The sequence below is a fragment of the Rhizobium sp. Root491 genome (genome assembly GCF_001427205.1).
Lineage (GTDB): Bacteria > Pseudomonadota > Alphaproteobacteria > Rhizobiales > Rhizobiaceae > Agrobacterium > Agrobacterium tumefaciens.
The window spans coordinates 1,173,136-1,198,929 of sequence record NZ_LMFF01000001.1; the positions used below are offsets into that span (position 1 = coordinate 1,173,136).

Genomic DNA, 25,794 nt, shown 5'->3' on the forward strand with positions numbered 1-25,794 from the left:
ACCGGATTAAACGCTCAAACCGCCGAACAGCGTCGGTATGTCGAGCGGGCGGAAGCCGTAGTGGTTCATCCAGCGGACATCGGCGTTGAAGAAATCACGCAGGTCCGGCATGCCGTATTTCAGCATGGCGATGCGGTCGAGGCCCATGCCCCAGGCAAAGCCCTGATATTCATCCGGGTCCAGACCGCCGGCGCGCAGCACATTCGGGTGCACCATGCCGCAGCCAAGGATTTCCATCCAGTCGTTGCCTTCGCCGAACTTGACGATCGGGCCGGAGCGGTCGCACTGAATATCCACCTCGAAGCTCGGCTCCGTGAAGGGGAAGAACGACGGGCGGAAGCGCATGACAACGCTATCCACCTCAAAGAAGGTCTTGCAGAACTCTTCAAGTACCCAGCGCAGATTGCCAACATGGGCCTTCTTGTCGATCACCAGACCTTCGACCTGATGGAACATCGGCGAATGGGTGGCATCGGAATCCTGACGATAGGTCTTGCCCGGAATGACGATGCGGATCGGCGGCTTCTGGCTTTCCATGGTGCGGATCTGCACCGGCGAGGTGTGCGTGCGCAGCACCTTGCGCTCGCCGTTTTCATCCGGCTGGAAGAAGAAGGTGTCATGCATTTCGCGGGCCGGATGGCCTTCGGGGAAATTCAGCGCCGTGAAGTTGTAATAGTCCGTTTCGATATCCGGACCTTCGGCGATCGAGAAGCCCATATCCGCAAAGATCGCGGTGATTTCATCGACGATCTGGCTGATCGGATGAATGCGGCCGCGCTCGGTCGGAGACTGGCGGACCGGCAGGCTGACATCAAGTGTTTCCGCCTTCAGGCGGGCGGCAATCGCGGCATCTTTCAGGCCACTCTTGCGTTCACCAATCAGGTCGGTGATTTCAGTCTTGAGCTGGTTGATGGCAGCGCCCCGGGTCTGGCGCTCTTCCGGCGTCATCGACCCCAGCGTCTTCAGAAGCTCCGAAACCGAGCCCTTCTTGCCAAGCGCGGAGACGCGCACGGCTTCGATGGCCGGCTCATCGGCGGCGGCGGCGATCTCCGACATCAGTTGCGATTTCAAGGTATCAAGTTCAGTCATCTTTTCCTGCCTTGCCGGTATTTTTAACAGCGGCTTCGGGGTTCACAGCATTCATCAGATAGTCGGTCGCCATGATAAAGCGTCGCAGATCACTACCCATCCGCACGCGCCCGATCAACCGGGCAAGCGGTAAAAATCGCCCCAGAATGCCGATCAGACGGCACAATTCTTCAAGCGCCCGCGGCGGGGCGTTTTCACGCCAGCGGGCAAAGGCGGCGTCGCAGGTTTTCGGCGCATCGCAGGCGCGGGTCGCGACCTGCAAAAACAGCAGCCAGATATCGCGCGCCTGCGCCGTCTCCAGCGGCATGACCTCCTGCGGGCGCTCCTCGAAATCCATGAAACCGATACGGTCGTCTTTTAAAAAGAAGTCACGCACATGCGGGCGGCCGTGGCAGAGGCTCGCCGCATGCAGCTCGCCAAGCGCTTCTGCGGATTTCACAAGCAAGGCGTCATGTTGCACCGGATCGGACGCCTTTAACGCATCCATCCGCTCCATGAGCGTCGGACCGACATCTCCCAACACCATTGCTGTGCGCGACGAGTAGATCAGCGGCGGAACCGGGAAACCGCCTTGCTGGAACTGCTGCAACGTTTCCAGCTCTCGCTGCATGAGGCCGGCGCCGTCCAGCGGTTCAGAAGGGCGAAGAAAAGCATAAGGCAGAAGTTTTGACAGCAGCTTCTGCATTTTCATCCACCAGGTCACACGTTCCGTGCCCTGCCGTTTGATCCACACCGTCAATTGCGAGAGCTCGACCTTTTGAATGCGCCGGTCACTTTTCAGGAGGACGCGCATCAGGGTTGCGATGTCGTCATCGTCGAGATGAACGCGAAAGCCTTCTGCTTCCACAACCTCAATTTTATTGACCAGCATTTCCGTCCACCAAGGATTTCGCTTCAAACGGCGTGAATACTCCAACTCTTCTAAATTTCTAAATTAAAAAACGCCGATAGAGCTGTATCAGAAACTGAAAACGAAAAACCCGCGCCGGAGGACCGGCGCGGGTTTCAAATGAACAACAGATTGTCCGCGCCGTAATTACTTTACAGCGGTTTCAAACTCGTTGGTCGTACCAGCTTCCTTGAGGTACTCAAGAGCCTTCTTCGCGGTCTCGACGAGCACGCCGAATGCTGCCGGCTCATGGATAGCCATGTCGGACAGAACCTTGCGGTCAACTTCGATGCCAGCCTTGTTCAGGCCGTCGATGAAGCGGCCGTAGGTCAGGCCGAATTCGCGAACAGCAGCGTTGATACGCTGGATCCACAGAGCGCGGAAGTTGCGCTTGTTGACCTTGCGGTCGCGGTAAGCGTACTGCTTGGAACGATCCACAGCAGCCTTTGCTGCGCGGATGGTGTTCTTGCGGCGGCCGTAGAAGCCCTTGGCTGCCTTGAGTGTCTTGGTGTGCTTGGCGCGGGAAGTTACGCCACGTTTTACGCGTGCCATGTCATGATCTCCTTAAAGTGTCCAAAAGTGCGGAAAAGTCTCAGAGACCGTTCGGCAGGTAGTTCTTGACGACTTTTTTGCCGTCAGCTTCGGCGAGAACCATGGTTCCACGCGCGTCGCGAATGAACTTGTTGGTACGCTTGATCATGCCGTGGCGCTTACCGGCGGCGGCTGCAACAACCTTGCCGGTGGCAGTGATCTTGAACCGCTTTTTTGCAGCGGACTTCGTCTTCATCTTGGGCATTTTGCTACTCCGTGTTTTTGTATCGAAACAGGCAGACGAGGCCTATTTCAAGCTATTCAGGAACGGCCTCGGCATGCCCTGCCGGACCGTTCGGACGCGCGCTTATAACCGCAGTCGGTTAAAAGCGCAACGGGGAATACAAACTTCCCCTTGCGGTGGTGCTTCATGCCGCCCGGGCGGCGTGCGCGAAAGAGTTATTTCGGCGCGAGAACCATCATCATCTGACGGCCTTCCAGCTTCGGCTCGGCTTCAACCTTGGCAATCGCCTGGGTATCTTCCTTCACCTGGAGGAGAAGCTTCATGCCGAGTTCCTGGTGGGCCATTTCGCGGCCGCGGAACTTCAGCGTCACCTTCACCTTGTCACCTTCGTCAAAGAAACGGTTCATCGCCTTCATCTTCACGTCATAGTCATGCGTGTCGATGTTGGGGCGCATCTTGATTTCCTTGACCTCGACGATCTTCTGTTTCTTGCGCGCTTCAGCGGCTTTTTTCTGGGTCGAGTATTTAAGCTTGCCGAGATCGAGGATCTTGCATACCGGCGGTTCAGCGTTCGGCGAAATCTCAACGAGATCGAGACCGGCATCCTCCGCCATTTTCAAAGCCTGGTCCGTCGGCATGCTACCGAGGTTCTGGCCCTCTTCATCAATAAGCTGAACTCTGGGAACCCGGATTTCCCGGTTGGAGCGCGGGCCCTCCTTGACGGGGGCATCGGCTTTGAAAGGTCTGCGAATGGTCGTATTCTCCTGATCTGTTTCTGGATCACATCGGCAAAAAACAGCTTGTTTGGTACAAGCGGCGGAAATGTCGTTATTGCCGTGGCGAAGTCAATAGCATATCTGCCCGAAAAGATCACCTGTTGTCACGGTTTTTGCAAATACGCCGCCTTTGTTGCGCGAAATTCAGGAGAATTGCATATACATGACAGAACAAGCCGCTGAATTCCTGCGTGTAGGCATGGGCGACGACGCCCGCGACATCGCCGTCCTTCATCGCCCGGCAACTTCACGAGAAGATGCATCCACGCTCGTCTGGCTCGGCGGTTACCGTTCCGACATGACGGGAACCAAGGCGGTGGAACTCGACCGCTTTGCGGCGGAAAACGGCATTGCGTGCCTGCGGCTCGATTATTCCGGGCACGGCGCTTCCGGCGGTGACTTCAAAAAGGGCACGATTTCAAGATGGCTGGAAGAGGCACTTGCCGTCGTGCGCGAAAAGGCGCCATCGCGCGTCGTCCTTATCGGTTCGTCGATGGGTGGATGGATCGCGCTGCGCATGGTCGAGGAACTGCGCAAGGCTGGCGGCACGCCGTCCGTCGCTGGTCTGGTCCTCATTGCGCCAGCCCCCGATTTCACGGCGGACCTGATAGAGCCGAGCCTCACGGATGCGGAAAAACGGTCGCTTGAAGACAAGGGTTATTTCGAGGAACATTCGGAATACAGCCCCGAGCCGAACATCTTTACGCGCGCGCTGATGGAAGACGGGCAGCAGAACCGCGTCCTCACCGGCATCATTACCACGGGCTGCCCGGTTCACATCCTGCAGGGAATGCGCGATCCCGATGTTCCCTATCAGCATGCGCTGAAGCTCCTCGAACATCTTCCTGCCGACGACGTCGTCTTGACGCTGATCCGGGATGGCGACCACCGGCTGTCCCGGCCGCAGGATATCGACAGGATGCTGGCTGCCGTCAAAGCCCTTGCAACATAGGCATTTGCGCAACGATCTTAACCATATTTAACGAGTCTTGCGCGCCGCCGATGGCTAGTGATTGACTCCTGCCCCCCAACCCTCTTAACTTTTCATTAAGAATTAAGGGACGGGTTTCATGATGAACGCACCGCTGGCGCGTGCGCTGCTGTTTGCAGTTGCCGCCGGGCTATTGACTGCTGCCTCCGCCGTGGCGGAAACCAAGGGAAGCCCTTCCATGGTGACGGGCGGGATCACATCCCAGCCGATCGGCCATTATGAGTTCTGTCAGAAATACGCGAGCGAGTGCAACATTCGAAGCAAGCTGACGCCGCCACCACGCGTCACCGAGTATGGCTGGGGTGTGGTTCGCGAGATCAACACATCCGTCAACACCTCGATCGTCGCCATGACCGACATGGAAATCTACGGCAAGGAAGAAGTCTGGGAATATCCCACGACCGCTGGCGATTGTGAGGACTTCGTGCTGCTGAAGCGCAAGAAGCTGATCGAGCGTGGGTTTTCCGTTGCTGACCTGCTGATTACTGTCGTGCGCAAGCCTGATGGCGAGGGTCACGCCGTGCTGACGCTCCGCACCACCGATGGCGATTACATTCTCGACAATCTCACCGACGACGTGAAGCTCTGGACCGACACGAACTACACTTATCTGAAGCGGCAGGCGTCCTTCAATTCGGGCCGCTGGGTTTCCATCGAGGATGGGCGCGACGTTCTGGTCGGCGCATTGCGCTGATCGACAGATATTATAGGTTCAATGCAGAAAGCCCGCAGCAAACGCTGCGGGCTTTCTTATTCACTAGGCGTTGCCGATGATGATACCGGCGGCCAGCACCAGCGAACCGCCGAGCACTACCTGAAACACTGCCCGCAGGAACGGCGTTTCCATGAAGCGGTTCTGAATAAAGGCGATGGCCCAGAGTTCCACGAAGACGACGACCGCGGCGATGGCCGTTGCTGTCCAGAAATGCGGAATGAGATAGGGCAGCGCATGGCCAAGGCCACCAACGGCCGTCATGATGCCTGAGGCGAGACCGCGCTTTACCGGAGAGCCACGACCGGAAAGCTTGCCATCATCATGGGCCGCCTCGGTGAAGCCCATGGAAATACCCGCGCCAACGGAGGCCGAAAGGCCGATCAGGAAGGTTTGCCACGTATCCTGCGTGGCGAAGGCGGCTGCGAAGATCGGCGCCAGCGTCGATACGGAACCATCCATCAGTCCCGCAAGACCCGGCTGCACGAAGGTCAGAAGAAATTGCCGCTTTGCGGTTTCCGCCTCTTCTGTCTTGCCGTTTTCGTCGAGATGTTTCTCTTCCAGCATCTGCGCGATGTCTTCGTGACCACGCTCCGCCTCGGCCAGATCGCCGAGCAGCTTGCGGGTCGAGGCATCGCTGGTGCGCTTGACAGCCTCATCGTAAAAACGGATCGCCTGGGCCTCCATCAATTCCGCCTGCGCACGAATTTTGTCGAGCGACAGGTTCTTCACCAGCCAGTCCGGCGTGCGCTCGTAAAAGCCACGCACATGCTCACGGCGGATCAGGGGGATCGTTTCCCCAAATCGCCTGCGGTGCATGTCGATCAGCACGTTTCGATGCTGCTGCTCCACCTCGGCCATATCATCGAAGATTTTTGCGGATTGCGGATATTGCGCGCGCAGATGATCGGCATAGGAGCGGTAGATGCGGGAATCGTCTTCTTCGGACGAGATAGCAAGTGCGAGGATTTCCTGTTCGCCAAGCGAGGAGAACGGGCGTTTGGACAGGGAAAAAAGACTGCGGAACATGGCTGGAACCTCTTTAGAATAATTCTAAATACATCCTGATCACATCACAATCAAGCCTTTTAGAATTATTCTAATATGCCAAAGGGTCGCATTGCGGAGTGTCGAAGAGCCACGTAGGTTCTGCCGCAAAGGAAGCACAATGCAGGACCAGACCGCGGCAAAGGCCGCCCACAACGCGGAAATTCAGAACAGGGCGGAAAAGGCCATGGCGGCTATCGGCATCGACGCCGGTTTCGTCGACCTGCTGGTCGAGACATTTTACGGCCGCGTTCTAGAACATCCCACGCTGGGCCCTGTCTTCGATGCGCGGCTTTCCGGGCGCTGGCCGGAGCATATGGCCAGGATGAAACAGTTCTGGGCCGCCGTCGCCTTCAAGGATGGCGGCTACGGCGGCAAGCCGGTGCAGGCGCATCTTGGCGTAAAAGGCATGTCGGCGGAACTGTTCCCGCAGTGGCTGGCGCTTTTTTCGGCCACCCTTGACGATATCGCGCCGAGCCCACAAGCCCATAGCTGGTTCATGGAAACTGCGGAACGTATCGCAAAAAGCCTGACGCTTTCGCTGTTTTATAATCCTGCAATGGATGATCCGGCGTTAAAACGCATGCATCCATAGCTCCATCCGGGCGATGATAGCAGGCCCGGCAAGTTCAAATATTCCCCTTGATGGCCGCGAGGATAAATGTTTAGTAGCCACTGGGAGGCGTACCGTACGGTTCGCCTGTAATATGCAGACATATCAGGGCTTATCGACATGGATCGCAGATCATTTATTCGCAAGGCGGGCGCTGTTGGTGCCGGTGTTACCGCAACCGTGCTGGCCGCTCCGGCCATTGCGCAGGAAAACCCCAAAATCACCTGGCGCATGACGTCGTCATTCACCAAGGGCCTCGACATTCTATTCGGTGCCGGCCAGATCGTCGCCGATCATGTCAAGGAAGCATCCGGCGGCAACTTCGTCATCCAGCATTTCGCCGGTGGTGAAATCGTGCCGGCGCTGCAGGCAGCGGATGCGGTGACGGCCGGAACCGTCGAAATGGCGCATACCTGCTCATACTACTATGTCGGCAAGGACCCGACCTTCGCGCTCGGGACCTCGGTTCCCTTCGGTCTCAATGCACGCCAGACGAATGCATGGTTCAATCAGGCGGGCGGCAACGAGTTGCTCAATGAGTTTCTTGCCCAGCACAATATCTACTCGATCCTGCTCGGCAACACCGGCGCCCAGATGGGCGGCTGGTTCCGCAAGGAAATCAACACCATCGATGACCTTAAGGGCTTGAAAATGCGCATTGCCGGCCTGACCGGCCAGGTGATGCAGAAGGTTGGCGTGACACCGCAGCAGATCGCCGGCGGCGATGTTTACGCCGCTCTCGAAAAGGGCACCATCGATGCAACCGAATTCGTCGGTCCCTATGACGACCAGAAGCTCGGCTTCTACAAGGTTGCGAAATATTACTACTACCCCGCATGGTGGGAAGGTGGCCCAGCCGTTCATGCTTTCGTGAACCTGCAGAAGTTCAACGAGTTGCCGGAGAACTATAAGCGTATTCTGAAAGACGCCTGCGCCGCTGGCAGCGCCAGCATGCTGGAGCGTTATGACGCGCGCAATCCGAAGGCTCTGAAGGAACTCGTGGCGCAGGGCGCCATCCTGCGGCCGTTCAGCCAGGAAATCCTCGACGTCTGCCACAAGGCGGCGCAGGACACCTATGCCGAGATTTCGGCCAAGAACGAGAGCTTCAAGAAGATCTACGATAGCCAGCAGGCGTTCAAGAAGGACGCCTATCTCTGGGCACAGATCGCCGAATATACCTATGACACCTATATGATGATCCAGCAGCGCAACGGCACGCTCTGATCCTCATTTCAGTATCTTCAAACGGCCATCCGGCATCTGCCGGGTGGCCGTTTTTGTATTCGATACCAGCTTCCACACCTCGCGTTCACGCCAGTCCACCGGGCTCATGCCGGTGACGCGGCGAAATTCCCGGTTGAAGTTGGATTTGGTCTGAAAGCCGGAAGACAGCATGATCGCAGTGACCGACTGATCCGTCTCCTCCAGCAGCCGGCAGGCTTCGCGGATGCGCAGCTGGTTGACATATTGCGAGACGTTAACGCCGAGCGAGCGATTGATGGCGCCCGAGATTTGCCGACTCGGCAGACCGAGACGTTTTGCGAGCCGTGACAGGTTTAGGTTCTCATCGCGGTAGAGCGTGTGGGTCTCCATCAAGCGATCAAGCCTTTCGACAACGTCCCGGTCCTGTTGTGAAGGCGCCGGCAAAGACAACTCCGCAGCAGGCTGGGCAGCCGTTTGCGGCGCTTTGCTTTTGCCGGCAAGTGCAGCCATGAGACCGATCAGCAGAAGCCCGAGAAGATTGGCATTGCTGACAAGTGCGGCGACATTTTCTCCATGCGCCCACTCGAAATCGAAAAACACCAGAAGATCGAAGAACGCGGAAACGCAGAGAGCGACCGCGGCGACAATGAGCGCCTTATGCGCAGATGCGACGCTGGCAAATTGCGCCTCGTCCAGCCCATCCGGCCCTTTTCTTGCCAAAAGAAGCAAGGCAATGGCGTGCCCGACAAAAATCACGATCAGCGCAAAATCGATCGCAACAGGAAGGACGAACTCCAGAAAGACGACGAAGAAAGGTGAAAGCACAAGACTGGCAAACATCGCCCTCCTGCTTTCAACTCCAACGCCCATCAGTCCGCGAAAGGCGATGTAGACGAGAGGCGGCAGGCAGGCAGCCAGAACAGGCAAAACATAACGCGCTTCGCTCACACCATATCCCCAGCGCAAGCCGACAAGAACGGACTGCACGGCGCAAAGCGCGATGAGCGCCAGAAACGCCCGGTTGGTTCGCATATCCTCTACGCCTCGAAAGAAGACGATGAACATGACGACCAGCAGAAGTGCGACGACAAAAGGCAAGGGAATGAAAAGCACGGATAACGATCCCGAAGCGAGGAATTACCACCCATTCATGGACCAGATCGCGTTTCGGCACGACCTTTAACGCGATCAAGGACGCATTTATTCGCCCTAAAAGGAAAACGGGAGCATCCACCTTGTCAAACGGAGAGGCTCTCATGACACTGAAAAACACCCTTGTCGCACTTCTTATGTGCGCGGCTTTTTCCCCGCAGGCATTTGCCGCAGAGGATGTCGGGCTTACAAGCATCCCTGTTCCTTCCAAGGCCCGCAACACAAACCTTGACGTTACGATCTGGTATCCGGCCAAAGGCGGAGACGGCACACCGGCGCTTTCCTCCGAGAACCGTATCTTTCAGGGAACGGCGGTTCGGAAGGACGCGACCATCAAAGACGGCCATTTCCCCCTCGTGTTGATTTCGCACGGGTCCGGCTCGCGCGCTGAAGGCATGGCCTGGATCGCCGCGAAACTCGCCAGCGAAGGTTTCATCGTCGCCGGAACCAATCATCCCGGCACGACCAGTGGTGACTCGACGCCTGCCGATACGCCGAAAATCTGGGAACGGACGAACGATCTATCCACAATCGTCACGGCCTTGACGACGGACGGCACGTGGTCGGGTGCAATCGATGCGCAACGCATCGGTGTTCTCGGCTTTTCGCTGGGCGGTAGCGCGGCGATGGAGATTGCAGGTGCACGCGCCGATCTTGACGCCTATGTGCGCTATTGTGAAGAGAATGCAGCAATGATGGATTGCCAGTGGTTTGCCGGCGGCCGGGCCTATGTCAATAACGAGCCGGTCAGCGTACCGAAGCTCGATCTCAGAACCATCGACAAGACCCGTTTCGAGCAGCAGAACCGCGATCCACGCATCCGTTCCGCCGTGTTGGTCGATCCGGGTCTGGCGCTGGCGTTCCAGCCGGACAGCCTGAGACAAATCGATATTCCGCTGACCTTCATCAATCTTGGCAGCGAAGGTAAAATACCGCCCGCCGTGCTTGCCGACGAGCTTGCAGCACAAGTGCCTGCCTCTACTTACCGACAGGTCGACGAGGCCAACCATTTCAGCTTCCTGCCCCTTTGCAAGCCGGATGCCGACGCGTTTCTCAAATCCGTTGGCGAGCGCGATCCGATCTGCGAACCGGCCGGGCCCCGCGACCGTAAGGATATTCATGCACAGCTGGAAACGATGATCGTCAACGCCTTCAACCGCACGCTGAAGCCGGGTCAATAACAATAAGAACCTAGCCGATCCTTTTGTAAAACAGGGTCGTGCCGCAATAACGCCCGTCAGGAAAAAGCGCATAGTCGGGGATGACGCCGACGCGTTCCCAGCCAAGACGGGGATAAATTGCCTCCGCATCGCTACCCGTGGCCGTATCCAACACCAAAAGGGTACGGCCACGTTTTGCCGCTTCCTGCTCCACCTTTTCCATGAGCTTTCGTGCAAGTCCCAGCCCGCGTGCCGACCGATGCACAAGAAGCTTCATCAGATCACCGCGATGTGGCTGGTTGGGCTTGGAGGTCAGACCGACCTGCACCGTGCCCACCACTTTATCGTTTACTTCCGCCACCACATGAATGGTGCCGCCTGCTTCCACGGCATCGGCTACATCCTGCCAGAACGGCTCGGCATCTTTTGGGGAGAAAGGCAGCATGAAACCGACAGACGCGCCGCCATTAACGCAGTCGGCGATAACGTCACAAAGTTCGGGCAAGGCATTGATCGTCTCTGCCCGGTTCAATACGCGGATGGTGGCCATTAATAACTCCTGTCGGGGAAAATCAGCGCTGTCTTTGATCCAGCACGACGGCATAACGGGCAGGCTTTTCTGAGGGATTGTGGAAGACATGTCCCTCACCCACCGGCATGAAAAGGCAATCGCCGGGTTCCAGCCGGTGCACGTCTCCACCGCTCGTCATCTCCAGCACACCGTCAAAAAGCCAGACATATTGCGTCATTCCGCGGCTTGCCGCATGCGGCGGGAAACCGACCCGTGCGCCCGCCGGGAACTCGACCTCGACAATATCGACATCGGAACCGACGCGTGGCGGGGAGATGGCACGGCGCACATAACCGGTCTCCGGGTCTTTCCAGAGCTGCTGGTCACGCTTTTTCACCAGCGGTGAAACAGCCTCTTCGTCTTCGGCGAAAAAGCCGGAGAGCGACAGGCCTAGCGCTGCGCAGATGCGGGCAAGAAGCGAGGCCGTGGGGCTCGCCTCGCCACGTTCGATGCGGGAAATCATGGCGCGGCTGACGCCGGATTCGGCGGCGAGCCGGTCCAGGGTCAAACCATTTTGAGCGCGCAACGTCTTGATGCGGTCGCCGATAGAGCGTTCGAGAATATGATCTTCGTTTTCCATCATGCGAGAATACATTCTCACATGATGGAGTCAATATCTACCATAATGGAAATTACGATCGCTTTTTTACCGCGGGTTCGGCGTGCGGCAAAGATGCATTAGGCAGCGACCTGGGCGATCCAATCGTTCAGATTATAGTAGTTCGTTACTCGACTAACTTTTCCATCTTTCAGGTCAAAGAATGCACCAGCCGGCAGGACGTATGTCTGGCCATCGGCTTCCGGCAGGCCTTCATCGGTTGCGAGATATTCGCCGTTCACGATGAATTCCGCAGAGGCGCGCTTGCCGTCCTCGCTCGCCATGATGACCATGTCGGTGAGGTTTTCCTTATAGCAGCGGTTCATGTGCTGCATGAAGGATGCAAAAGCAGGCTTTCCGGTCTGACGCTCGCCCTGATTGATGTCATGTACCACCTCGTCGTGAAGAAGCGCCAGAAAGGCATCCATGTCCTGACGGTTGAAGGCATCGTAGTAGGCGCGGATGGTCTCAGTGGCGGTCATTGTCTTCTCCGTTCAATGCTTGCGCAGGGTTTCCATGACGGTATAACCAGTGCAACCGAAAGTGAAAATGCCCATGACCGTCGAAATCAAGTCTCTTTCCGGCATCGAGGCCGCGCCCTATTTCGATGACCTTGCGCGCCTGCGGATCGAAGTGTTTCGCGCCTTTCCCTATCTCTATGACGGATCGCTGGATTACGAGCGCAAATATCTCGCCACCTATGCCGACACGAAAGGCGCGGTTTTTGTGCTGGCGCTGGATGGCGCACACGTGGTGGGCATGTCCACCGGCATGCCGATGGCGGCCGAGACCGACGAGGTGAAGGCGCCCTTCCTGAAGGCGGGTTACGATCCGGACCGGATATTTTACTTCGGCGAAAGCGTGCTTCTACCCAGCTATCGCGGGCATGGCATCGGGGTGCGGTTCTTTGCGGAGCGGGAGGCGCATGCGAGCAAGCTCGGCTTCAACTGCTGCACCTTCTGCGCGGTCGAGCGCCCCGCCGACCACCCGCGCCGGCCATTGGATTACGTGCCGCTGAATACCTTCTGGGAAAAACGCGGCTATCGCCATCACCCGGAATTGCACACCAGCTTCACCTGGCGGGATCTAGACGAGAGCACCGAAAGCCCAAAGCCCCTGTCCTTCTGGATGAAGACCATTGCTGCCGGAGAGGAAAACAGATGACGAAACTCGCCGCCAGCCAATATGCCATCGAACTCATCGAGACATGGGAAGGCTATGCCGCCCATCTTTCCGCCATCGTGCGCGAGGCGAAAGAAAAAGGCGCCGAGCTGCTGCTGTTGCCGGAATATTCGGCCATGACGCTGACCGGGCAGTTGCCGCCCGATGCGCGCTCGGACCTGCACCGCTCCATCGAAGAGATACAGCCGCTCATCCCCTCTTGGGTCGAGCTTTGCGAAGAGCTGGCGCGGCAACATCAAATCCTGTTTCAGCCGGGCAGCGCGCCAGTGAAAGACAAGGACGGCAAGTTCCGCAACCGTGCATGGCTGTTCGGCCCCAACGGACTGATCGGGTATCAGGACAAGCAGATCATGACGCGCTTCGAGCGGGAGCAATGGAACATCCATGCCGGCATCGAGGGCCTGAAAGCCTTCGAGACGCCGATCGGCAGGCTCGGCATCCTCATCTGTTACGACAACGAGTTCCCGATGCTTGGCCGGAAGCTGGCCGAGCTTGGCGTCGAACTGGTTCTCGCTCCCAGTTGCACCGACACGCTGGCCGGCGCCTACCGGGTGCGTATCGGCGCGCAGGCGCGGGCGTTGGAAAACCAATATGCCGTTCTCTCCTCCCCCACGGCGGGTGAGGCTCCATGGTCTCCCGCCGTCGATGAAAATCGTGGCCGCGCAGCACTTTACGTGCCATCCGACTATGGCATGCCGGCATCGGGTATCGTCGCGGAAAGCGAAAGCGATGCGGTGACACACAGCACGTTGCTGATCGCCGATATCGACCTTGCTGCCGTGGCCAAGCTTAGAACCGAAGGACAAGTGGCCACCCGCCGCGACTGGCCGGAGCAGTTTGCGATCTGAAAAGCCCATTTTAAAGGGCTTTTAACCAAATTCCCGCTTTGCGGCATGAGAAGCCCCTGCTATAGCGCGGGGCATGAGCACAAATTCGACCCGCACGCCCCTGGACCATATCCGCAACTTCTCGATCGTTGCCCACATCGATCACGGCAAATCGACGCTGGCCGACCGGTTGATCCAGTCGACAGGCGGCCTTGCCGAGCGCGATATGTCGGAACAGGTTCTCGATTCGATGGATATCGAACGCGAGCGCGGCATCACCATCAAGGCCCAGACCGTGCGCCTGCACTACAAGGCGAATAACGGCGAAACCTATGTGCTGAACCTCATCGACACGCCCGGTCACGTCGACTTTGCCTACGAAGTGTCCCGCTCGCTTTCGGCCTGCGAAGGTTCGCTGCTGGTGGTGGACGCATCTCAGGGTGTGGAAGCCCAGACGCTGGCCAACGTTTATCAGGCGATCGACAATAATCACGAGCTGGTGACGGTCTTGAACAAGATCGACCTGCCGGCCGCCGAACCCGACCGCATCAAGGAACAGATTGAGGAAGTAATCGGCATCGATGCTTCCGAAGCTGTGTTGATTTCGGCCAAGACCGGGCTTGGCATCCCCGATGTTCTCGAAGCCATCGTCAACCGCCTGCCACCGCCGAAGAGCGAAGTCGGCGAGAACGGGCCGCTCAAGGCGCTGCTCGTCGACAGCTGGTACGACACCTATTTGGGCGTCATGGTTCTGGTGCGCGTCATCGACGGCGTACTGACCAAGGGCCAGCAGATCCGCATGATGGGTTCCGGCGCGAAATACGGCGTCGAGCGCGTTGGCGTACTTACCCCGAAGATGGTCAATGTCGACAGCCTCGGCCCCGGCGAGATCGGTTTCATCACCGCCTCGATCAAGGAAGTCGCCGATACGCGTGTTGGCGATACCATTACCGACGACAAGCGCCCGACGGCGCAGGCCCTGCCCGGTTTCAAGCCAGCACAGCCCGTGGTTTTCTGCGGCCTCTTCCCTGTTGATGCAGCCGACTTCGAAGATCTGCGCGCGGCGGTGGGCAAGCTTCGCCTCAACGACGCCTCCTTCTCCTTCGAAATGGAATCGTCTGCCGCTCTCGGCTTTGGTTTCCGTTGCGGCTTCCTCGGTCTGCTGCATCTTGAAATCATTCAGGAACGCCTCGAGCGTGAGTTCAATCTCGATCTCGTCGCCACAGCACCTTCGGTCGTCTATGAAATGACGCTGACGGATGGCACCGAGAAAGAGCTGCACAACCCGGCCGATATGCCTGATGTCGTGAAGATCAAGGAAATCCGCGAACCGTGGATCAAGGCGACGATCCTGACGCCCGACGAATATCTCGGAGGTATCCTGAAACTCTGTCAGGACCGGCGCGGCCTGCAGACGGAGCTGACCTATGTCGGCAACCGCGCGATGATCACCTATGAATTGCCGCTCAACGAAGTGGTGTTCGATTTCTACGACCGCCTGAAATCCATCTCGAAGGGTTACGCCTCGTTCGACTACAACATCATCGACTATCGCGAAGGCGATCTCGTCAAGATGTCGATCCTCGTGAACGGCGACCCGGTGGACGCACTCTCCATGCTGGTCCACCGCTCGGCGGCTGACCGGCGCGGACGCGGCATGTGCGAAAAGCTGAAGGAACTCATTCCGCCGCACATGTTCCAGATCCCGATCCAGGCGGCCATTGGCGGCAAGGTCATCGCCCGCGAAACCGTGCGCGCGCTGCGCAAGGACGTGACGGCGAAGTGCTACGGTGGCGATGCGACGCGTAAACGCAAACTTCTGGACAAGCAGAAGGAAGGCAAAAAGCGCATGCGCCAGTTCGGCAAGGTGGAGATTCCGCAGGAAGCTTTCATCGCTGCGCTGAAGATGAACGACGAATAAGCGGGCGCTAAATCGTCGCTGATTTGACAAGGGAGGCTCACGGCCTCCCTTTTTACATTCACGGCAGCTGCTCAGGCATGCAGCTTCGCGCCCTTGGTAATCTTGTCGACGATTTTCTTGTCCGCCCTAAGCGCCATGCCGACGACCTTTGCATTGTCGGGAGAAAATTCCGAAAACACCTGGCGGTTGGCAACATCATGACCGGTTGCAAACATTTCCTCGATATAGAGCGATGTCGTGACCTCGCGTTCCAGGGATCGCTGATGGATTTTGCGCAGTGCTTCCTGATCCGTGGCCATGACGACTATCGGCTGGACGGACAGGGGATTGTAGACGTTACCCGCCCCGTCGCGGTATGGTTCCCCGATGATCTCTCTGGTCTGGGCGACGATGCCGGACATGAGAAATGCGGTGACGTTCAGTTTTTGCCACACGGCAAGGTCATCACGAAGGATGACGGCGATCTTGGTATCAAACATGCGAACTCAATCTGGCTGTGGTTACGAAAGAGAAGCGACCCTAGTCCCTCAGGGTACGAGCGATCTTGAACGTTCGTGCAAATTCGACGGGATCGTGCAGGCCCCTTCCAGCGAAGGGATCGAGCGCATCGAAGCGCGCTTTCACGGCAACGCCTATGCACCCCATCGCCATGACACCTATGCTCTGGGTGTGACGCTTTCTGGCGTCCAGACGTTTTCCTATCGTGGCACATCGCATTTCAGCACGCCCGGAAAGGTTATCGTGCTGCATCCGGACGAAGTTCACGATGGTGGTGCCGGCACCGACGAAGGCCTGCGCTACCGTATGCTCTACCTTCCGCCGGAAAAAACCATGGAGGTGGCGACCGGATTTCACGCGCTGCCATTTGCAAAAAATCCCGTCATCGAAGACGATGAGTTCCGGCAATGCCTGATAGAGGCTCTCGGCAATCTCGAAGGCGAGCCGGACAATCTGCTCCTGACCGACTGGCAATCGAGACTGTCGGATCTGCTCTGGAAGCATTCGAACGGAAGCGAGAGAACCCTCAGGCGGCTTGACCGGATCGCCGTTTTCCGTTGCCGGGATTACCTGCTGGAGAACAGCGCGCTTGCCGTCACCTCAGAGAAGCTGGAGCAAATAAGCGGGCTTGATCGCTTCACCCTCTTTCGGCACTTCCGCTCCCTGTTTGGCACGAGCCCGCACCGTTATCTCATCATGCGGCGTCTGCAAAAATGCAAGGACATGATGCGGGCGGGTGCGGGTCTTGCGGAAACGGCGTTTGCCTGCGGCTTTGCGGATCAGGCGCATTTTACCCGCCACTTCAAGAATGCCTTCGGAATGCCTCCGGGGCGCTGGCTAAGCCTTGTTTCGCACTGATCATTCCGGAAACATGATCGACCTGTGCGCCGCAGTCCCTGCCATGGCGCCATCGCCCACGGAAAGAGCGACCGAGCCAGCGGGCCTCGCCACATCACCGCATGCGAAGATTCCGCGCACTGTCGTCTGTTTCACGGCATCTGTCACGATGCTTGAACCCATCGGCCCTTCTTCCACGGTGCAGCCGAGCTTTTCGATCCAATCCGAGGCAATCCGCAATTTCGGTTGCGTGAAAAGACCGGCCAAAGCAATGCTACGCCCATCCGCAAGAACGACATCCGCATGCCCTGCGATCTCTCTGATACGCTCTTTTTCCACCCGAACGCCCCGGGCTGACAAAAGCGCATTCTGTTCAGCATCCGGCGCGAATATACCGTTGGTAAAAAAGGTCGTTTCACCCCAGTCCGGAAGCATCAGTGCATGGTGGATGGCCAGCGGTGAGGCCGCGATGACGCCGATCCTGCGCTGATCCAGTTCGTATCCGTGGCAATAGGGGCAATGGAAGACGGCGCTGCCCCAGCGTTCCTTCAGCCCGGCTATATCAGGCAGTTCATCCGTAACGCCTGTGGCAAGGATTAGTCTGGCCGCCCTTTCGCGGCGATTGCCATCGATCTCGATGACGAAGTCATCGAATGATCCTTCGGCATTCGTTACCCTGCCCTTTGCCCAGTGTATCGTCGGGTAGCGCTCGATCTGGCGGCGTGCCTCGGCGATGATGTCGGCCGGCGCCTTGCCGTCCTGTCCGAGAAAACCGTGGGAATGGCTAGCGAAGCGGTTTCTCCGCTCACCCGCATCCACCACCAGGATGTTTTTTCTCGCGCGCCCGAGCTGCAAGGCGGCGGACAGGCCCGCATAGCTGCCGCCGATAATGATGACTTCGTATTTCATGATGCACCTATCGTTCACCGAGCCGGAAGCGCCCGTTCGTTTCACGATACTTATATTGTTACATGAATTTTAGAGTCAACAGTCACGCAACTTATATTGTTACGTCATATGCTAACTGGTAATGTCGCGAAAAACAGGCGGATTTCACCGATGAGACACGACACGCGCCTTTCACGGGTGCTGCATATTCTGATCCATATGGAGAAACACGAGGGTGCGGCGACCTCGGAAAGCATCGCGGCGATGTTGCAGACGAACCCGGTGGTGGTGCGCAGAACCATGGCGGGCTTGCGGGAGCACGGTTACGTGTCGTCGGAAAAAGGCCATGGCGGTGGCTGGGTTCTGGCGCGACCGCTCAGCGAAATCACGCTGCTCGATATTTACCGGGCGCTTGGCGCGCCGGAATTGTTCTCGATTGGGCTGGCAGGAGATAATCCTAACTGCGTCATAGAGCAGGCCGTCAATGCTGCCCTTTTCGACGCCATGAACGAGGCGGAGACCATTCTCCTGTCCCGCTTCGGAAACATTACGCTTTCGGCGCTGGCGGAGGAATCGATGAGCCGCTGGTCCAGATTGTCCAACCACCCCTCCGCGATGGATCAGCTCTAACGCCGCAGAGTTGGCGCAATAAAAAACCGCCTGCCGGAAGGCAGGCGGTTTTATCAGATGATCTAACCCATTACGGCTGCGTCTGGGTGCCGCCGGTATTCGGGCTTGCCGGTGCTGCATTGTTGGCAGGCGGTGTTGCCGGGACGGTCGGAGTCACGGGCGCAGGTGCCTGTTGCGTTGCCGCAGGCGGCATGGTCGAGGATGTCGTGGCCGGATCGGTGTTCGGGCCGCTCATCTGCGACCAGGCGAAAACGCCTACCAATGCGACAACGAGAATCGCCAGCCATGGCATCCAGGACGGAGACTTGCGGGCAAGCGGTTCATTGCTGATATTCAGTTCCGGACGAAGATCACGGTCCGGGCGCGGATTGTTTGGATCGAATGTCATGGTATTTCCTCCTCCTCATTCTGAGAAGAAAACGGCGTTCACGGGATTTTGTTCCGATTCTCCCAGGCCCGCACAATATGGGCGACAATTACGCGCTCTGCCTGAGGGCATCTGCCAGCACCGCCATGACCTGAGGAGCGGCCATTTGCGACACATTGAAACGCATGAAAGCGGATGCGTTCTGCGCGGAGCTGAAAACATTGCCGGGTGCCAGCACCACCTGTTGCACCAGTGCCCGGCGTGCAACATCGGCGGCGTCGACCCCCTCCGGCAGGCGGCACCATAAGAACATGCCCGCCTGCGGTTCGATCCACGGCACACATCCAAGCGCTTTCAAACGCGCCGCCGCCTCAGGCACCGCCGCCGCGAGACGCTGTCGAAGAGCCTCGACATGCTTGCGATAACTACCGTCAGTCAAAAGCGACAGGATCAATGCAGCCGAAAAATTTGCTCCACCAAAAGCAGTGGCAATCTTGAGATCGGTCAGGGCTTCCACCCATGCTGGAGGCGCTGCGATGAAACCGCACCGCACGGAAGCAGACAGGGTTTTTGAAAAACTGCCGATCTGGACGACCCGGTTCAGACCATCGAAAGCAGCCAGCCGTGGTGCCGCCTGCGTTTCAAAATCGGCAAAAATATCATCCTCGATGATGGTGAGGCCCGCCTGTTCGCCCAGCATCAGCAGGCGATGGGCGGAAACGGCAGAAAGCCTTGCGCCTGTCGGATTATGGATCGCGGAATTGGTGATATAAAGACGCGGCTGATGCTCTTTCACTGCCTGCTCGAAAAGCAGCAGGTCCGGTCCAGCCGGCGTATAGGGCACACCAACGATTTTCACCCGATGCGCCCGCAAGAGAGCGCGGAAGTTAAAATAGCAGGGATCATCGACAATCACCGTATCCCCTGGCTGCAGCAGGAAACGACACAGGAGATCGATCGCCTGCGTGCCGGAGTCGGTGAGCATGATCTGGCTGGCGCCCGCCTGTACGCCATGTTCGGCAAGTCTGCGGGACAAAAGCTGGCGTAGCGGCAAGAGCCCCATCGGGCTCGCATAATCCGTCAGCAAGGACGCATCGGCGCGGGCAAGCCCCCTCATCGCCCGCCTTAGCGCTTGCTCCGGCATCCATGACGCTGGAAGCCAGCCGCAGCCGGGCTTGGCAAGTGCCGCCCCCTCGTCCAGCGCCTGGCGCGACACCCAGAGCGGATCCACCGCCCTGTCCAGCCGAGGCTCGATATCGGCCAGAGACAGGGGCGCTAGCGGACCCGCCACATAAAATCCCGAACCCGGTCGCGAGCTTATGGTGCCATCGGCAACCAGCCGGTCATAGGCCTCGACGACGGTTGAAGTGGAGACCTGCATGGCCTTCGCAAGCGCTCGAACGGATGGCAATCTGGCGCCGGGAACGAGGCTTCGCGAAGCGATGCGTTGCCGCATGCTAGCCATCACCTGTTCTATGCGCGTTCCAGTCGCGAGGTGTCCGTCCACATTTTTCTCCAACCGTACCGTCCAAACAACCATAACAGTTTCTTGAAATTGTATATGATTGTCGCTGTTGTCACCAGCCGTTCCGGATCAAGAAAGGGAAATTGCAGGAGACGGTCATGGACAAGACGACAAGCGGTTGGCTAAGCGGCCTTATCGGCGTGGTGATATTCAGCGGCTCGCTGCCCGCCACGCGGGTTGCGGTAACGGGTTTCGATCCGGTGTTCCTGACCCTCGCCCGCGCCAGCATAGCCGGCCTTCTGGCGCTCGCTTTGCTTTTTGTGTTCCGGCAAAAACGCCCGGCGCGCGATGATCTGGCATCCCTTTTCATCGTGTCCTTCGGCGTGGTGGTTGGCTTCCCGCTGTTGACTGCCCTCGCCTTGCGGCACATCACCTCGGCCCACTCCATCGTCTTTGTCGGGCTTTTGCCGCTCGCAACCGCGGTTTTTGCCGTGCTACGTGGGGGAGAACGCCCGCGGCCCGCCTTCTGGTTCTTTTCCTGCCTGGGCAGCATTCTCGTTGCCGGCTTTTCATTGTCGAATTCGCTGGCCTCCGGGCTCGGAGCCTCACTTGCCGGCGATCTCTTGATGCTGGGCGCGATTATCGTCTGTGGGCTGGGATATGCCGAGGGTGCTGCCCTTTCCCGCAAACTGGGGGGCTGGCAGGTCATCTCATGGGCACTGGTCCTCTCCCTGCCTCTGATGCTGCCGCTTGCCTTTTTCACAGGGCCGCAAACCCTCACAGGCATCAACCCGCAGGCCTGGGGCGGCCTCGCCTATGTCTCGCTGTTCAGCATGCTGATCGGCTTCATCTTCTGGTATCGCGGGCTGGCGCTTGGCGGCATTGCCGCGGTGGGCCAGCTGCAATTGCTGCAGCCGTTCTTCGGGCTGGTGCTTGCAGCAACCCTGCTTCACGAGGAGGTCAGCCCTGCGATGATCGCCATCACGCTCGTGGTGGTGCTCTGCGTTGCCGGCGCGCGAAAATTTTCGCGCTGACGCCCGCCCCGTCAACTCGAGCGGCGGTCTACCCAGCGATGCCAGGCATCCTCGCTGCCGTTGAAGACATTGAGATCGATGCGCCCATCGACACCATGCGACAGGCCGGAGCCGGAATATTGCCAGAACAACCACTTGCGGCCGGGATAGACCACGGACGGATGCTGGGCAACGGCGCGCAGCCAGAAGGGATAGTCCTGGAACTCGCCGGTCAGATTGTCCTTATAAAAATCGGGCGCCGTATAGATAATCGGACGCTGGCCGTAATGGCGCTCCAGCTTATCCATGAACACGCGCATCTTTTCCAGAATACGCTCACGGGAATGGCGCATCTTGCAGCTCGATTCGCCGTTGTATTCCACGTCGATCACCGGCGGCAGCGCATCCGGATCGCGCGGTACGTTGCGAATGAACCAATCCGCCTGCTCGCCGGCCGACCGGCACCAGTAGAAGAAATGGTAGGCGCCACGACGGATGCCCGCTTCCTTTGCACGCTGCCAGTTGGTGCGGAACATCGGGTCAAGATGATCGCCGCCATCCGTCGCCTTGATGAAGGCGAAGTTGGCGCCGCGTGTGCGCAGCTGCGGCCAGTCTATATTGGCCTGCCAGCGCGAGACATCCACCCCGTGGACCTGAAAATGGCGCGGCTGGACCCTGCCGAAATTGATGGGTTTGGCATCGCTGAAGCTGGAGCGGAAAATGCGCGAACGAATCTGCGCACCGGCACTGGCCGCCGGGGCTGCAGCCATGGCCAATTGCACCGGACGCTCCATCGGACGCTCTGCCGGTCGTACCATTCCAGCCTGTGACGGTGAGGGCAAACGGGTTTCAAGCGCGTTCTGCGGCACGGGCGCTCGTGGGGTAACGGCTGAAAAGGCCTTTGGCTCTTCGGGCACCGGCCCGCCCCATGCCAGAACTTCCTGTCGCGGCTGGGCCGTGATGGGTTGGCTGCCCACGCTTGCCTGCGGCACCGGCGCGGATGGCGTAACCGAACTCGTGGTTTCCTTCGACGGCAGGCCGGCCATCAGGCTTTCCGGCCCGGAACTGGACGTACAGCCACCAAGCAGAAGGCAACCGAAGAGAAGTGCTGGCACAGCCGATGAACGCATGAGAACCCGTACGCAAAACAATCCAGGGGCACTCTGACGCCGCCCGGGAACCTCGAAATACAATTGCTAACGGAAGATTATCAAAAAAGACTGAATCTTATCTTTACGCCGACACCTTCCAACGCGCCCGTCATTTCTGGCAGGAGAATGCCTCGAGGTTTCGCGAAACGGAGAACTTCAGGCGGTCATCGTGCTCAGATCGACCGTATCGGCGCCGGGGGAATTTTTCTTGATCGATTCGATGGCATGGATGGCCGATGCCTTGGCCTTGTATCCTTCTGACGAAAACATCGTTTCCCCGTTGGATGCTTTGAAGCGGAAACGATATTCCCCGGCCCTGTCCTGATAGATTTCGAATTTATACATGATCTTGGTGCCTCCTTGGCAAACGTCGGTGAAACACACTCAATTCTGAGCGGCCTTGGCCATATTCGCAACCGATAATTGCCAGATCACACAAGCCGTACCCAGGCACGGGCAATTTCCAGACCGGTCGCATCGGCCACATCGGCACGCCCGCCACGGTGATCGCGGTAATTGTTCATCCAGCCGGGCGCCATTTTTTCGACGGAAGCCGGGAATGCCTCACACCATCCGTCGACCACGGCCGTGGATGCCTCAAAATGAAATTGCGTACCATAGGCGGCCCGGCCAACGCGAAAAGCCTGATTTCGCGTTGCACCATTGGTCGCAAGTCTCGTTGCCTCGGGCGGAAGCGTGAATGTGTCGCAATGCCACTGAAAAATGGGAAATGTCTTGTCGAGCCCCGCCAAGAGCGGATCGGACATGCCCTCTTCCGTGAGGGATACGTCTTCCCAGCCGAATTCGGGCGGGCCGGCCAGAATATTCTCTCCGCCATAGGCGCGCGCCAGCAACTGGCTGCCGAGACAGACGCCCATCACGGCCTTGTCCGCATCGCCAAACGCTTTCATCAAAAGTGCGAGGTCTGGAAGATAGGGATAAAGCACGTCGTCAAGAGCGTTCTGCTCCCCGCCCAAAACGACGAGCGCATCGTGTGCAGCTGCATCGGGAGGAAGAGGCTCACCCGCATAGGCGCGGATGACATGCACGTCAGCCCTTGCCTCTTCAAGAGCGATGCCGATCTGTCCATGCGGCGTGCCCGCCATGTTTTCGATAATTGCAACGCGCATGGGGCCTCTTGCCGACAACGGGGAATTCGATCGGCCGGTATCGCCGATCGAATTCAGCTTCACCACGAGAAAAACGGATTTTCAAGAGGCGCAATATCGTCAGCAAGGCAATAAAAGGACAAGCCGGCGTGTGGCACCTTAAAATTCCCGCGACAGCTTCGCGTCGACGGAATGCCGGTTGCCGCCGCGGACAGCGAAGAACAGGAAAATGGCTGCCCAGAGAACTGATTTTTCCGCGCCACCCAGACCTTCCGCCTTTACGATACCGTGAAAATAGACCGTTACTAAAAGCACGATCATTGCGGCAAAGGATGCCGGCCGCGTGAACAGCCCAATGGCCACGAGAATTCCACCGAAAAATTCGGTGGCGGCCAGGAGAGGTGACCAGAATACACCCGGATAAAAGCCGAGGCTCTCCACCATGCCGACAGCCCCGAACGGATTGGCGATCTTGCCGAAGCCGTGGGTGACAAGAAGAAGCCCGGCCACGACGCGCAGAACGGTCTCCACCAGATCATGTGTCGAATTATAAAGAGGTGCGACCGCCGGGACGAAAAGACGCTGACGATTATTGTCGAACTGGGCCATGGGATCTCCGCGTTTTAGCCTTCGATGGCTTATCTGTTCGCAAAGCAGCATGATAAGAACAAGCATGCCGCAGGTAAAAACATGAGTGTCATAGTTGACATTATCGTGAGCATTATTGTCACCGGGCGCTGAAGGAGACGTGATCATGGCCGAGACGAAGCCCCGCATAACCATCCGCTACTGCACACAATGCAACTGGCTGCTTCGTGCGGGATGGATGGCGCAGGAGATTTTGCAAACCTTCGCTTCTGATATCGGCGAAGTCAGCCTCATTCCCTCAAGGGGTGGCCTGTTCGAGATCACCGTAGATGGTGAAACCATATGGGAGCGTAAGCGCGATGGCGGTTTCCCCGGTCCAAAAGAGCTCAAACAGAGAATCCGCGATGTCATCGACCCGGAACGTGACCTCGGTCATGTCGACAGGACGAAGCATGAAGGGCTCGACAATTGACGCGGCAACATGTTTCAACAGTGTCCAACCAAGTTTTTTCCCTTTAAAATCAATGATCGTCATAAAAGTTCAAAAAGTCTGTTGACACCGGGCGGCTGCCCTCGTACATCGCTCTCCGTCGCCCAGATGGCGGAATTGGTAGACGCGCCAGCTTCAGGTGCTGGTACTCGCAAGGGTGTGGAGGTTCGAGTCCTCTTCTGGGCACCATTCCATTTTTGATCTTAGCCAGATCAAACACTTAGACGAAAAAACAGCAACATTCAGTCCTCCTGCAAAACGCAGGGGAACATGTTGCGGTTTTTCGTTTTGCTGGCGATCAACCCCGATTTTTCCCATAAAAATACTGCCCAGGACGAGCACTAAGCCTTTGTCACTTTGACAAAATGCCAGCCATTCCCGCGCGCGGAATTCCGATATATTCAGACCTGGTATTGGGTTGTAGTTCGCTTAAGGCTGGGCGTCTTTGTCGCCACTGTTTTGCGAATGCTGTTCGCAATTCGGCGTACAGGAAAGCACGGTCCGTTCCGTTTGTCGAAAAACGCGAACCGTATTGCCCTCATCGATGGAGACGAGAATGCGCTCATCGACGATTGGATTGCCCTCGGCATCGAGAAGAACAAGATTCGTCGTGCCGAAACTGCGCCCGGTCAGCACGATCGTGGTGGCATCGGCCACCGTCGCATCGGCGACTTTCGAGTTGCCGACAATAACCTTACTCACAGGGCGGTCGAGGCGAAGGACACGGGCGTGGTTCATCGAAACGCGCAATATGTCTTCCTGAGCAAAAACGGGCTGCAACGAACCCGATAGGATGACGGACAAGCCGACCACGATTTTCGCCAGTTTTCCGGATGACACGCGTTTCGCCCCTGCTCACTACCCGCACTTAATGTGCAGCAGAATGCGTGTTTTTAGTGAATGAAGCGTTAAATGATAGAGGCCCCTAATGTGAACGGTAACCATGCCTGACATGGCAATATTTTCGAGGCTCTCGCTGTCCCGCACCAAAACTGAACATCTATGTCTCACCGGAAGGACACTTTGTTGGAAATAAGAAACTGACAGTCTCTGGAATATATTTGTTTATCAGCAACTATAAAAATAGAGACAATACTTTTTTGTTTTGTTTACCAAGATAAACTCATCCTGTCGTTTACTTTGGATTAATCCTCTTCTTTAAGCGCTTGGAAATCGCTCACCTGTAATTTGAACGCAACCGAACAACGGAAAACAGTTGTCGGCGTGCTGAACACAACACAAGAGTTAGGAG

General features: G+C 57.7%; 31 protein-coding genes and 1 tRNA gene. 13 read left to right on the forward strand and 19 right to left on the reverse strand.

The annotated features are described in order from the left end of the window. Positions 1–6: 6 nt before the first annotated feature. From pheS to infC, 5 genes are all read right to left on the reverse strand, one after another. Entirely contained in the window at positions 7–1,089 is a 1,083-nt protein-coding gene (gene pheS, locus ASD46_RS05815) for a phenylalanine--tRNA ligase subunit alpha (RefSeq protein ID WP_025592180.1), read from the reverse strand. Beyond that, positions 1,082–1,960 carry a serine/threonine protein phosphatase gene (locus ASD46_RS05820; RefSeq protein WP_025592178.1) on the reverse strand — a complete coding sequence of 293 codons (879 nt, stop codon included), beginning with the start codon at positions 1,958–1,960 and terminating at the stop codon, positions 1,082–1,084. The genes pheS and ASD46_RS05820 overlap by 8 nt, the downstream gene beginning before the upstream one ends. A 165-nt stretch (positions 1,961–2,125) precedes the next feature. Continuing rightward, positions 2,126–2,530, reverse strand: coding sequence for a 50S ribosomal protein L20 (gene rplT / locus ASD46_RS05825; RefSeq protein ID WP_003514622.1), 405 nt, complete (start codon positions 2,528–2,530; stop codon positions 2,126–2,128). Between the two features lie 40 nt (positions 2,531–2,570). Then, positions 2,571–2,774 carry a 50S ribosomal protein L35 gene (gene rpmI, locus ASD46_RS05830; protein WP_003493355.1) on the reverse strand — a complete coding sequence of 68 codons (204 nt, stop codon included), beginning with the start codon at positions 2,772–2,774 and terminating at the stop codon, positions 2,571–2,573. A 194-nt stretch (positions 2,775–2,968) separates the two neighbouring features. Continuing rightward, positions 2,969–3,505: a translation initiation factor IF-3 gene (gene infC / locus ASD46_RS05835; protein WP_060641871.1), complete on the reverse strand. Its 537-nt coding sequence runs from the start codon at positions 3,503–3,505 to the stop codon at positions 2,969–2,971. 187 nt (positions 3,506–3,692) lie between these two features. Here infC and ASD46_RS05840 point away from each other — a divergent pair, with 187 nt between their 5' ends. Then, positions 3,693–4,481 carry an alpha/beta hydrolase gene (locus ASD46_RS05840; RefSeq protein ID WP_025592170.1) on the forward strand — a complete coding sequence of 263 codons (789 nt, stop codon included), beginning with the start codon at positions 3,693–3,695 and terminating at the stop codon, positions 4,479–4,481. A gap of 118 nt (positions 4,482–4,599) precedes the next feature. Then, the gene (locus ASD46_RS05845) at positions 4,600–5,214 is read left to right on the forward strand and encodes a transglutaminase-like cysteine peptidase (protein ID WP_003514617.1); all 615 of its coding nucleotides are present in this window, start codon (positions 4,600–4,602) and stop codon (positions 5,212–5,214) included. A 63-nt stretch (positions 5,215–5,277) separates the two neighbouring features. On the opposite strand, the gene mbfA is transcribed toward ASD46_RS05845, so the two are convergent. Next, positions 5,278–6,261 carry an iron exporter MbfA gene (mbfA, locus tag ASD46_RS05850; protein WP_003514615.1) on the reverse strand — a complete coding sequence of 328 codons (984 nt, stop codon included), beginning with the start codon at positions 6,259–6,261 and terminating at the stop codon, positions 5,278–5,280. A 139-nt stretch (positions 6,262–6,400) separates the two neighbouring features. Here mbfA and ASD46_RS05855 point away from each other — a divergent pair, with 139 nt between their 5' ends. Together ASD46_RS05855 and ASD46_RS05860 are read left to right on the forward strand one after the other, a co-directional pair. Continuing rightward, positions 6,401–6,874 carry a group III truncated hemoglobin gene (locus ASD46_RS05855; RefSeq protein WP_025592168.1) on the forward strand — a complete coding sequence of 158 codons (474 nt, stop codon included), beginning with the start codon at positions 6,401–6,403 and terminating at the stop codon, positions 6,872–6,874. 138 nt (positions 6,875–7,012) lie between these two features. Then, entirely contained in the window at positions 7,013–8,116 is a 1,104-nt protein-coding gene (locus ASD46_RS05860) for a TRAP transporter substrate-binding protein (RefSeq protein WP_013635316.1), read from the forward strand. A gap of 3 nt (positions 8,117–8,119) precedes the next feature. Here the strand turns inward: ASD46_RS05860 and ASD46_RS05865 are convergent, their stop codons facing one another. Then, positions 8,120–9,208, reverse strand: a complete 1,089-nt coding sequence (locus tag ASD46_RS05865; RefSeq protein WP_025592166.1) for a helix-turn-helix transcriptional regulator — start codon at positions 9,206–9,208, stop codon at positions 8,120–8,122. A gap of 143 nt (positions 9,209–9,351) precedes the next feature. On the opposite strand from ASD46_RS05865, the gene ASD46_RS05870 reads away from it, so the two are divergent. Next, complete coding sequence (locus tag ASD46_RS05870) at positions 9,352–10,428, forward strand: alpha/beta hydrolase family protein (RefSeq protein WP_025592164.1); 1,077 nt, start codon at positions 9,352–9,354, stop codon at positions 10,426–10,428. A 10-nt stretch (positions 10,429–10,438) separates the two neighbouring features. On the opposite strand, the gene ASD46_RS05875 is transcribed toward ASD46_RS05870, so the two are convergent. The 3 genes from ASD46_RS05875 to ASD46_RS05885 all read right to left on the reverse strand — a co-directional run bounded on the left by ASD46_RS05875 (position 10,439) and on the right by ASD46_RS05885 (position 12,058). After that, the gene (locus ASD46_RS05875; protein WP_060641872.1) at positions 10,439–10,957 is read right to left on the reverse strand and encodes a GNAT family N-acetyltransferase; all 519 of its coding nucleotides are present in this window, start codon (positions 10,955–10,957) and stop codon (positions 10,439–10,441) included. 22 nt (positions 10,958–10,979) lie between these two features. Then, on the reverse strand, positions 10,980–11,561 hold the full coding sequence (locus ASD46_RS05880) for a helix-turn-helix domain-containing protein (RefSeq protein ID WP_025592163.1): 582 nt from the start codon (positions 11,559–11,561) through the stop codon (positions 10,980–10,982). A gap of 95 nt (positions 11,562–11,656) precedes the next feature. Continuing rightward, on the reverse strand, positions 11,657–12,058 hold the full coding sequence (locus tag ASD46_RS05885; protein WP_035197705.1) for a ketosteroid isomerase-related protein: 402 nt from the start codon (positions 12,056–12,058) through the stop codon (positions 11,657–11,659). 73 nt (positions 12,059–12,131) lie between these two features. On the opposite strand from ASD46_RS05885, the gene ASD46_RS05890 reads away from it, so the two are divergent. The 3 genes from ASD46_RS05890 (at position 12,132) to lepA (ending at position 15,506) form a co-directional block, all read left to right on the forward strand. Then, on the forward strand, positions 12,132–12,740 hold the full coding sequence (locus tag ASD46_RS05890) for an N-acetyltransferase (protein ID WP_035197703.1): 609 nt from the start codon (positions 12,132–12,134) through the stop codon (positions 12,738–12,740). Next, positions 12,737–13,606: a carbon-nitrogen hydrolase family protein gene (locus tag ASD46_RS05895; protein ID WP_003514598.1), complete on the forward strand. Its 870-nt coding sequence runs from the start codon at positions 12,737–12,739 to the stop codon at positions 13,604–13,606. The genes ASD46_RS05890 and ASD46_RS05895 overlap by 4 nt, the downstream gene beginning before the upstream one ends. 61 nt (positions 13,607–13,667) lie before the next feature. Further along, on the forward strand, positions 13,668–15,506 hold the full coding sequence (lepA, locus tag ASD46_RS05900; protein WP_025592156.1) for a translation elongation factor 4: 1,839 nt from the start codon (positions 13,668–13,670) through the stop codon (positions 15,504–15,506). Between the two features lie 71 nt (positions 15,507–15,577). Here the strand turns inward: lepA and ASD46_RS05905 are convergent, their stop codons facing one another. After that, positions 15,578–15,985: a DUF2000 family protein gene (locus tag ASD46_RS05905; protein WP_003514594.1), complete on the reverse strand. Its 408-nt coding sequence runs from the start codon at positions 15,983–15,985 to the stop codon at positions 15,578–15,580. A 94-nt stretch (positions 15,986–16,079) separates the two neighbouring features. Here ASD46_RS05905 and ASD46_RS05910 point away from each other — a divergent pair, with 94 nt between their 5' ends. Then, positions 16,080–16,862 carry an AraC family transcriptional regulator gene (locus tag ASD46_RS05910; RefSeq protein ID WP_025592153.1) on the forward strand — a complete coding sequence of 261 codons (783 nt, stop codon included), beginning with the start codon at positions 16,080–16,082 and terminating at the stop codon, positions 16,860–16,862. Here ASD46_RS05910 and ASD46_RS05915 read toward each other — a convergent pair whose 3' ends face one another. Further along, on the reverse strand, positions 16,863–17,750 hold the full coding sequence (locus tag ASD46_RS05915; protein ID WP_025592151.1) for an NAD(P)/FAD-dependent oxidoreductase: 888 nt from the start codon (positions 17,748–17,750) through the stop codon (positions 16,863–16,865). Between the two features lie 150 nt (positions 17,751–17,900). Here ASD46_RS05915 and ASD46_RS05920 point away from each other — a divergent pair, with 150 nt between their 5' ends. Next, positions 17,901–18,359 carry an Rrf2 family transcriptional regulator gene (locus ASD46_RS05920; RefSeq protein WP_003514591.1) on the forward strand — a complete coding sequence of 153 codons (459 nt, stop codon included), beginning with the start codon at positions 17,901–17,903 and terminating at the stop codon, positions 18,357–18,359. Between the two features lie 70 nt (positions 18,360–18,429). Here ASD46_RS05920 and ASD46_RS05925 read toward each other — a convergent pair whose 3' ends face one another. Both ASD46_RS05925 and ASD46_RS05930 read right to left on the reverse strand, forming a co-directional pair. Then, positions 18,430–18,747, reverse strand: coding sequence for a hypothetical protein (locus ASD46_RS05925; RefSeq protein WP_003514590.1), 318 nt, complete (start codon positions 18,745–18,747; stop codon positions 18,430–18,432). 88 nt (positions 18,748–18,835) lie between these two features. Next, on the reverse strand, positions 18,836–20,233 hold the full coding sequence (locus ASD46_RS05930; RefSeq protein WP_035197702.1) for a PLP-dependent aminotransferase family protein: 1,398 nt from the start codon (positions 20,231–20,233) through the stop codon (positions 18,836–18,838). 116 nt (positions 20,234–20,349) lie between these two features. On the opposite strand from ASD46_RS05930, the gene ASD46_RS05935 reads away from it, so the two are divergent. Next, entirely contained in the window at positions 20,350–21,225 is an 876-nt protein-coding gene (locus tag ASD46_RS05935; protein WP_025592147.1) for a DMT family transporter, read from the forward strand. Between the two features lie 11 nt (positions 21,226–21,236). Here the strand turns inward: ASD46_RS05935 and ASD46_RS05940 are convergent, their stop codons facing one another. The 4 genes from ASD46_RS05940 to ASD46_RS05960 form a co-directional block, all read right to left on the reverse strand. After that, entirely contained in the window at positions 21,237–22,334 is a 1,098-nt protein-coding gene (locus tag ASD46_RS05940) for a GH25 family lysozyme (protein WP_013635302.1), read from the reverse strand. A gap of 177 nt (positions 22,335–22,511) precedes the next feature. Then, positions 22,512–22,700 carry a YegP family protein gene (locus ASD46_RS05945; RefSeq protein WP_003514584.1) on the reverse strand — a complete coding sequence of 63 codons (189 nt, stop codon included), beginning with the start codon at positions 22,698–22,700 and terminating at the stop codon, positions 22,512–22,514. A gap of 86 nt (positions 22,701–22,786) precedes the next feature. Then, positions 22,787–23,485, reverse strand: a complete 699-nt coding sequence (locus ASD46_RS05950; protein WP_025592145.1) for a type 1 glutamine amidotransferase — start codon at positions 23,483–23,485, stop codon at positions 22,787–22,789. Between the two features lie 138 nt (positions 23,486–23,623). Next, positions 23,624–24,073, reverse strand: coding sequence for a DoxX family protein (locus ASD46_RS05960; RefSeq protein ID WP_003514571.1), 450 nt, complete (start codon positions 24,071–24,073; stop codon positions 23,624–23,626). 145 nt (positions 24,074–24,218) lie between these two features. Here ASD46_RS05960 and ASD46_RS05965 point away from each other — a divergent pair, with 145 nt between their 5' ends. Then, the gene (locus ASD46_RS05965) at positions 24,219–24,524 is read left to right on the forward strand and encodes a SelT/SelW/SelH family protein (protein WP_025592143.1); all 306 of its coding nucleotides are present in this window, start codon (positions 24,219–24,221) and stop codon (positions 24,522–24,524) included. A 120-nt stretch (positions 24,525–24,644) separates the two neighbouring features. Then, positions 24,645–24,731 (forward strand) — tRNA-Leu (locus tag ASD46_RS05970). 240 nt (positions 24,732–24,971) lie between these two features. On the opposite strand, the gene ASD46_RS05975 is transcribed toward ASD46_RS05970, so the two are convergent. Continuing rightward, positions 24,972–25,355 carry a pilus assembly protein N-terminal domain-containing protein gene (locus ASD46_RS05975; RefSeq protein WP_046205577.1) on the reverse strand — a complete coding sequence of 128 codons (384 nt, stop codon included), beginning with the start codon at positions 25,353–25,355 and terminating at the stop codon, positions 24,972–24,974. Positions 25,356–25,794 lie beyond the last annotated feature (439 nt).